General features: G+C 47.4%; 9 protein-coding genes. All 9 read right to left on the bottom strand.

What is annotated here, in order from left to right:
* Positions 1-10 precede the first annotated feature (10 nt).
* Positions 11-670 (bottom strand): CBS domain-containing protein, encoded by a 660-nt coding sequence (locus tag VIM72_RS05170; protein WP_142684819.1) that lies wholly within the window; start codon positions 668-670, stop codon positions 11-13.
* 117 nt (positions 671-787) lie between these two features.
* Entirely contained in the window at positions 788-1,564 is a 777-nt protein-coding gene (locus tag VIM72_RS05165; protein ID WP_332001799.1) for an alpha/beta hydrolase, read from the bottom strand.
* 71 nt (positions 1,565-1,635) lie between these two features.
* Positions 1,636-2,178, bottom strand: a complete 543-nt coding sequence (locus VIM72_RS05160; protein ID WP_332001798.1) for a CvpA family protein — start codon at positions 2,176-2,178, stop codon at positions 1,636-1,638.
* A gap of 106 nt (positions 2,179-2,284) precedes the next feature.
* The gene (locus VIM72_RS05155; protein ID WP_332001797.1) at positions 2,285-2,737 is read right to left on the bottom strand and encodes a GatB/YqeY domain-containing protein; all 453 of its coding nucleotides are present in this window, start codon (positions 2,735-2,737) and stop codon (positions 2,285-2,287) included.
* An 18-nt stretch (positions 2,738-2,755) separates the two neighbouring features.
* Entirely contained in the window at positions 2,756-3,109 is a 354-nt protein-coding gene (gene gldC / locus VIM72_RS05150) for a gliding motility protein GldC (protein ID WP_332001796.1), read from the bottom strand.
* Between the two features lie 29 nt (positions 3,110-3,138).
* A complete protein-coding gene (locus VIM72_RS05145; RefSeq protein ID WP_332001795.1) occupies positions 3,139-4,278 on the bottom strand; it encodes a glycosyltransferase family 1 protein in 1,140 nt (379 codons plus the stop codon).
* Positions 4,279-4,353: 75 nt separating this feature from the next.
* The gene (locus VIM72_RS05140) at positions 4,354-4,785 is read right to left on the bottom strand and encodes a hypothetical protein (protein WP_332001794.1); all 432 of its coding nucleotides are present in this window, start codon (positions 4,783-4,785) and stop codon (positions 4,354-4,356) included.
* A gap of 46 nt (positions 4,786-4,831) precedes the next feature.
* Entirely contained in the window at positions 4,832-5,953 is a 1,122-nt protein-coding gene (locus VIM72_RS05135; RefSeq protein WP_332001800.1) for an ABC transporter permease, read from the bottom strand.
* Positions 5,954-5,974: 21 nt separating this feature from the next.
* Entirely contained in the window at positions 5,975-7,117 is a 1,143-nt protein-coding gene (locus tag VIM72_RS05130) for a glycosyltransferase (protein WP_332001793.1), read from the bottom strand.
* Positions 7,118-7,120: the final 3 nt, after the last annotated feature.

The following is a 7,120-nucleotide window of genomic DNA, read 5'->3' as shown; positions in this document are numbered from 1 at the left end:
AAAATCCGCGTTACATGCCGATGTAGTTCATCAGCAGGTCGTAGTTTTTCTTCAGCACTTCTTCTTCCGGTTCTTCGGCAAAGATGTATTTGATCACATAATTGAAGCGTTCAAAAGTGGCTACAAGGCCCTGCAGTTCCTGGCGGTTTGTTTTGAGCACTACTTCCAGCCTGCCGGTAACAGGATTGGTGATGGTGTTTACACTCAGGAGCGTAACGTCGTTTGATTCAGCAATACGGGCAATTTCACTAAGGGCGTAATCGCGCGGGTCTACTTCAAAAGCTACGATACCACCGGGCTCCTTCACCCCGTTATATCTTGCCAGCGCTGCCAGGAGGTTATCCTTGGTAATGATACCGAGGTATTCACTTTCCTTGTTTACCACCGGGAGGGCAGACAATTTAAAATCGTAAAAAAGTTTAAGTGCTTCAAAGAGATGAGCGTATTCCATGACAGCCGGGCGGGTACTGCTGTACTCCATAGATTCCAGGGGCACATCCGGATCTTCGATATCCATGATATCATCTTCCTCCACCAGGGCCAGGTATTTGCTATCTACTACCATTGGCAGCTGCGTCAGATGGTATTCGTTCATCAGGCGCAGCGCCTTTGTTCCTGAATCCGAAGGATGCAGAACAGGTACTGAAGATATGAGTTCTCTGGCGATCATGTTAGTGTATTCTGATACAATAATAGTAAAGAATATGCCAACAGAAAAAGAAATTACATGTACGCGAAATCACTGCACCTGTGAGCACAGTTGCAGAGCTACCTTAAGAGCGCCGGTTTAACTGGCAGGTTGAAGCTTTAATTTCTCCAGGAAAGCGTGCAGGATTTTATTGAATTCTTCCGGTACTTCCATCATAGGAGCGTGTCCGCACTTATCAATAAACTGCAGTTCAGAATTAGGTATCAGTTTTTTAAATTCTTCGCCAACCAACGGTGGTGTAACCGTATCGTTCTGGCCCCATATCAGTAAGGTTGGTTGCTGGATATCTTTCAGTTCATCTCCAAGATTATGGCGGATGGCTGATTTCGCCAGTGTGATGATCTTGATCACTTTCAGGCGGTTGTTCACTATCTCAAACATTTCGTCTACCAGTTCTTTGGTAGCTATTTTCGGATCATAGAAAGTAAGTTCTGCTTTTTTGCGGATGTACTCATAGTCGCCGCGTTTAGGATAGGTTTCGCCCATGCCATTTTCAAACAGGCCTGAGCTGCCGGTAAGGATCAGGGATTTTACGGGCGCTTCGGGATGTTTCAACAGGTATACAAGGGCCACGTGACCTCCAAGTGAATTGCCCAGCAGGTGCACATTTCTGTATCCCCTGGCTTCAATAAACTTATGTACGTATTTGGCCAGGCCGCCTACCGATGTTTCCAGGATGTTTAAATCGTACAGGGGTAACATCGGGATCACTACCTTGTTATATTGCCGGAAATATTCGATCATGTGCGAGAAATTGCTCAAAGCACCAAAAAGTCCATGCAATAATACCAGCGGTTCTCCTTCTCCTTCTTCTATAAAATTAAACTTACCCTGTGTTTTGATTTCGTAATCCATTGCCAAATCTTGAAAGTCAATTTTACGCTAAAATAATTCTTTTTATTAATCTAAATAATCTTTGAAACGAGTTATCCAGGTTGAATATGACGGGCTGCCTGCTCAAAAAATGACTGCAATTCGGTGAACATATTCTTAAAAACCGGGATCACACTTCCCATATGATCCAATACCCACGGGCCAACATGCTCTATATAAGGATATACCACTGACTGGAGCTTTATTTCGGGGCTCAGCCAGTATACCTGGTTAGCCATCCACAGCACTACACTATAAATTATTATAAATATAACGCTATACAACAGGATTCCCCCGAGTTTATTCAGCCAGCCCAACATAACCAGCTCCACTAATTTCTGCAATGCGCCTGCCCCCAACCTTACGAGCAGTATTACTCCCAGGAAAAGACAAACGAAACAGATCACAGGCAGCCAGCGGGAATGCATTTCCCAGTGTTCCTGTACATATAATGCGGTAATGGCGGTTAGTTTCAGGGCTGCCGCCAATCCCAATATAGCGGCTACCAGAGAAAATAAGGCTACTATCAATCCCCGGGTATATCCCCGGTAAATGGCAAAAACCATGATGATAGCAAAAATAATATCTATAGGCATGATAGAAATATAGGGAATCTGGTATTTAACTACCTGATTTTTTTGTTTTCAGGGAGATGCTTATCTGCCCATTGTCCACTTTCAGCCAGTTAAATACCAGACAGCACTATTTAGTAAGCAGTTCTTTCACCAGGGCGGAAATTGCTTTTCCATCTGCTTTACCTGCCAGTTGTTTCGTGGCAACGCCCATTACTTTACCCATATCAGCGGGTGAGCTGGCGCCGGTGGAAGCAATAATATCAGTAATGGCTGTACGTAATTCGGCTTCATCCATTTGTTTCGGAAGAAAACGCTCAATCACCACCAGTTCCTCTTCTTCTTTCACGGCAAGGTCTTCACGGTTCTGGGCACGGAAAATTTCCAGGGAATCTTTCCTTTGCTTGGCCAGTTTCTGCAGCAGTTTGGATTCTTCTGCTTCTGAAAGCTCACCACTGGCGCCTTCTGCTGTTTTAGCCACAAGGATCGCTGCTTTAATAGCACGCAATGCGCGCAGGTCGGCTTCCTTTTTGCCTAGCATCGCAGCTTTGATTTCTGCGTTGATATTTAATTCTAATGACATATGGTTAGGTTTAATGGATTATTTTCCTGCTTCTTCTGCCGCCTGTTTGTCCTGGAATTTCTTAAAGAAGTCCTTTGCAAATGCGCGCAAATCATCGGCCTGGTCTTTATAGGGAGTAGCCCTTCCGTAGGTGTCGGCCATTGTCATCATGGTCTGGAAAAAGAAATCCGCCATTTCATCCACCATCATATCCTTTGTCCACAGGTCAATACGCAGCGCAGCCCTTTCTGCGGGATCCCAGAAAGATACGATCATCCCTTTGGCCTTGATCATCCGTTCTTCTTTATTGTCTGTAGCGCTCCACTCTATTGACTCGGGCACCTTCTGATCGTCCAGTCCAACCTGGATCTTTATGGTAGATACTTTACTCATGATTTTCAATTAAAGCGCAAAAATAGCCATCATTTGCTGATTTTGGAAAAACCAGTGCCGGTGAGCTGCCCCCACCACTGTTCCGCCGCATGCTCCCAGCTGCTGAAAGGCTTCGCTGCAGGGATCTTAGCCAGCAAACGGGATCGTAATTGTTCATCTTTATACAAGAGGCTCATTTTCTCCGACAGATCATCCAAACTGGCCGGATCGGCGTATAATACGGCATCTCCCCCAGCCTCCCTCGCGGCCGCCCCTTCCAGCGCAATGACTGGTACTTCACATCGCTGGGCGGCATATACGGGTAAAGCCAGCCCCTCAAACCTCGACGGATATACGAGGGCATAAGCGCCACCGGTAAGCCGGGCAAGCGTTTCCTCATCCGCATCTTCTATGCATACCACATCCTGCCGGAACTTATAACTCTGTAAAGCGGTGGCGATTTCCGCACCTGCAGGGGTTATGCTACCTGCCAATACCAGTTTAATATTGCTGCGCTGCCGTTTCTTTAACGCCGAAAACGCTTTCAGCACCGGTATAATATTATTCCGGGGATGCAGACTGCCCGTTACCAGGAAATATTCCGCACCTCCTGCAAAAGCCCGTTTCACTGTTTGCCGCTCTTCCCAGTCCAGCGGCCTGTAAAGCCCGCTGATACCTGTTTCCAGCCGTACCAGTTTATCCTTTGCACCAGGCGCATAACGCAGCAGCTCTTCCTCCGCAGCGCCAGACAGTACGGCTATACGCCGCGCCCGGTCCAGGTATTTCGTGATATTCTTTTTTAGCGACCGCTGCTGCGCAGCTGGCTGTAAACCCGCATCGCGTAAAAACGAAAGATCTCTCAAGAGCAATGCCGCCGGGACCTTACTGCGCAATGGAAGCGTCCCGTCCAGCCCCAGGAACAGATCCGGCCGGAAAGGCTTCATAGCCCTTACCAGCTGCCACTCCTGCCACCAGTACAGGTGCCAGGGTTTATTCCCTTTCAGCGGCAACACCACATTGGTTACATTGGCCGGTACTTTCAGGCCGGCCGGTACTTTCCCGTCAAAAAAGAAGGTGAACTGATGCGCAGGCTGCTGCCGGCACATCGCCAGTATTATTTCCGTTGCCACTTTCCCCGTATCGGCAGGCATGTCCTGTCGTAAACAAGCAGCATTAACAGCAATTTGCATAAATGATCCCTTTGTCTGCGAGCTTGCAAACCTACACAATTTTAGATTCGGGACAGGCGGATTTTAATCGCCCTGCTATTCTGCGGATTTATTTGTAAGGTAAAATACCTGCGGAGGAGTTACATTACCGGTGTTTCCCAGGGAAGCCAGCCTGATAGTTACCTCGTATGTTTTCAACGGCTTCAGGTGACGGAGCGTAATGGTGAAAGGGGTGGTTTTAATATCCGCTATATCATCCTGCGGCAAAGGAATAAGACCCGTTTCTGTGGCTACATTCAGCGTTACCTTTACTCCCTTGTCCGGCAGTTTGCTGGTCACATTCACTTTCAGCGCATAGGTGCTGTCCTGTGCCATATTATACTTCCCCACCTGTACTTCGGGCAGTTCAAAAGCCAGTGTTTCTTCCTGGGTACTTGGTGCAGGATTATCTTTTTTCTTCTTTTTACAGGAAGAAAAAGTAAGCATTGAAATAGCTAAGAAGGCAGGGAGACAGGTTCTCAATAACATATTTCCAGTTATAGGAGCATGAAATTAGCTTTTTTTAATATACAAATCAAATTTTACTTCTCACGTCCAGCGCATCCCTTAGCCCGTTGCCTAACAGGTTGAAGGCCAGTACCAAAAGCATAATGGCTATCCCGGGCGCCAATGCCAGCAGGGGATTATGCGTGATAATGAAATTATAGTTCTCTTTGATCATCAGTCCCCAGGAAGGTTGCGGCGGCTGTACGCCTACTCCCAGGAAGCTGAGCCCGGCCTCCACTACAATAGCGGTGGCAAAGTTGCCGGCGGCTACTACCATTACCGGCCCCATGATATTGGGCAAAATATGTTTAACAATGATGCGTACATGCCCATAACCCAGTGCCCTGGCGGCTTCCACATACTCCAATTCCCGGATGGCCAATACCTGCCCGCGGATAATACGGGCCACCCCTACCCACATGGTAAGGCCCACAGCAATAAATACCTGCCAGAAGCCCTTGCCCAGCGCCAGGGTGAGCGCAAATACCAGCAACAGTGTTGGCATAGACCATACTACGTTCACCAGCCACATCACCACATCATCTGTACGCCCTTTGAAATAGCCGGCAATGGCGCCCAGCAACACTCCTATGCTAAGAGAAATGATGACAGCGATACAACCCACGCCTAAGCTCACTCTTGTGCCAATGAGCAACCGGCTGAGGATATCCCGGCCAAATTTGTCGGTGCCCAGCCAGTAAGTACGGGAAAAGATCCTTTCCTTTTGTATATTTTCCTGTAATGCCCGTGATGATAAAGGATGATCTGGTGGAGCAGCATACCACACCTTTGCCAGGGAATAGGTTTCCTCCCTGCTGGTAGATTCATCTACATAACGCTGTACTACCAGTACACTGTCCCTGAACTGCCAGGAGCGGATGGGGATCCAGGTAAAATCAGATTCCTGGCCATATAGCAACCGGTGATAAACAGATCCTTTTTGCACCGGCTGTTCTTTCCTGACCGCCAGCATGTGGATCCGGAATCCCGGGTGCTGACCTTCAATTTCCAACACCATCCTGTTGGCATTGGGCGTATGATCCGGTGCAATAAAATAGGCGGTAATACTGATAAGCACCGCAATGGCGATCACCAGTAAACCGGCCACCGCACCTTTGTTACGGTATAATTTTTTCCAGTAAGGCTGCATGTCTGACAAAGAAACCAGGATTTAATTCACTTGCCGGCCTTTCCACTGATAACTGCCAAACTTCCCAAGCCACCCGGCAACAACAATATAAGGAATATGAAATATCTGTCCCGGGATAAACCATAACAGCAGTTCTGTTTTATTAAAAAACTTCGCTACAGGAAGCAGGAAATAAAGTTCCAGGGTTATTTTAAACAGCATGATGATAAGGAACCAGGGCCACCATACCGGCAGGAACACCGCTATTACCGCCAGCGCCAGCAAACCGGCATTGAACAGGTATACCAGCAGCAATACCCAGGTAAGACGCTTATCTTCATACTTATCGGCTTTCGACGACCAGCGGATCCGCTGGTTCATAAAATCCCTGAAAGTATCTACTGCCAGGGTGCGCACCACTGCGTCTTCACATTTCAGGTAGCTCACTTTATCAGGATATGCGCTGTATATTTTATACATCAGCAGCATATCATCGCCAGAAGCAATGTTATCGATACCAGTGAAACCTCCTACTTCCAGGAAGGCTTTTTTCTCATAGGCGAGGTTAGCGCCGTTGCACATGGTACCCGAGGCCAGCTGCGCAGCAGCGCCGGTGATGCCCTGCATGGTCATGAAATCGAGCGACTGCAACCTTTTAAAAAAATTATGCTCTTTGTAAAAGCTCACCGGTGCGGCAATGAATTTAGGTTGATGATGTTCGTAGAACTGTACCAGTGTTTCAATCCAGCGCGGGCCCATTACACAATCGGCATCTGTGGTTACAATAAGGTGGCCGGTAGCTTTTGATACAGCAATTTCTATGGCTTTTTTCTTGAAGGAATTCAGTCTTTCTTCTTCATTGAGATATTGTCTTAATTCCAGCAGGTGAATATTTTCTGCCGGGAAATTGTTCACCACTGCGGCGGTATCATCTGTTGAAAAATCATCTATTACAATTACTTCCAGCAGGGCAGGATTGTAGGTTTGGCGTTTCAGGGCCTCTAGCAGGGCTGGCAGGTTAGCGGCTTCATTGCGGGCAGGAATGATCACTGTAACAGGAGTATGACAGGCCGATGCCGCTGCCGGCGAAAAACTTTTCAGGCGTTTCCAGCCCAGGGTATACCACAGCATCAGTATGCCATACCCTAAAGCCAACACCAGTAATATAATTACAAAAAGATACATCCG

This window comes from Chitinophaga sp. (genome assembly GCF_036569185.1).
Lineage (GTDB): Bacteria > Bacteroidota > Bacteroidia > Chitinophagales > Chitinophagaceae > Chitinophaga.
The sequence above is the reverse complement of the archived record's forward strand: the minus strand, read 5'-3'. Positions and strand labels throughout refer to the sequence as shown.

Excerpts from the sequence above, each read along its gene's own strand:
- VIM72_RS05170 (WP_142684819.1), bottom strand. The coding sequence starts at position 670 with ATGATCGCCAGAGAACTCATATCTTCAGTACCTGTTCTGCATCCTTCG.
- VIM72_RS05165 (WP_332001799.1), bottom strand. The coding sequence starts at position 1,564 with ATGGATTACGAAATCAAAACACAGGGTAAGTTTAATTTTATAGAAGAA.
- VIM72_RS05160 (WP_332001798.1), bottom strand. The coding sequence starts at position 2,178 with ATGCCTATAGATATTATTTTTGCTATCATCATGGTTTTTGCCATTTAC.
- VIM72_RS05155 (WP_332001797.1), bottom strand. The coding sequence starts at position 2,737 with ATGTCATTAGAATTAAATATCAACGCAGAAATCAAAGCTGCGATGCTA.
- gldC (WP_332001796.1), bottom strand. The coding sequence starts at position 3,109 with ATGAGTAAAGTATCTACCATAAAGATCCAGGTTGGACTGGACGATCAG.
- VIM72_RS05145 (WP_332001795.1), bottom strand. The coding sequence starts at position 4,278 with ATGCAAATTGCTGTTAATGCTGCTTGTTTACGACAGGACATGCCTGCC.
- VIM72_RS05140 (WP_332001794.1), bottom strand. The coding sequence starts at position 4,785 with ATGTTATTGAGAACCTGTCTCCCTGCCTTCTTAGCTATTTCAATGCTT.
- VIM72_RS05135 (WP_332001800.1), bottom strand. The coding sequence starts at position 5,953 with ATGCAGCCTTACTGGAAAAAATTATACCGTAACAAAGGTGCGGTGGCC.
- VIM72_RS05130 (WP_332001793.1), bottom strand. The coding sequence starts at position 7,117 with ATGTATCTTTTTGTAATTATATTACTGGTGTTGGCTTTAGGGTATGGC.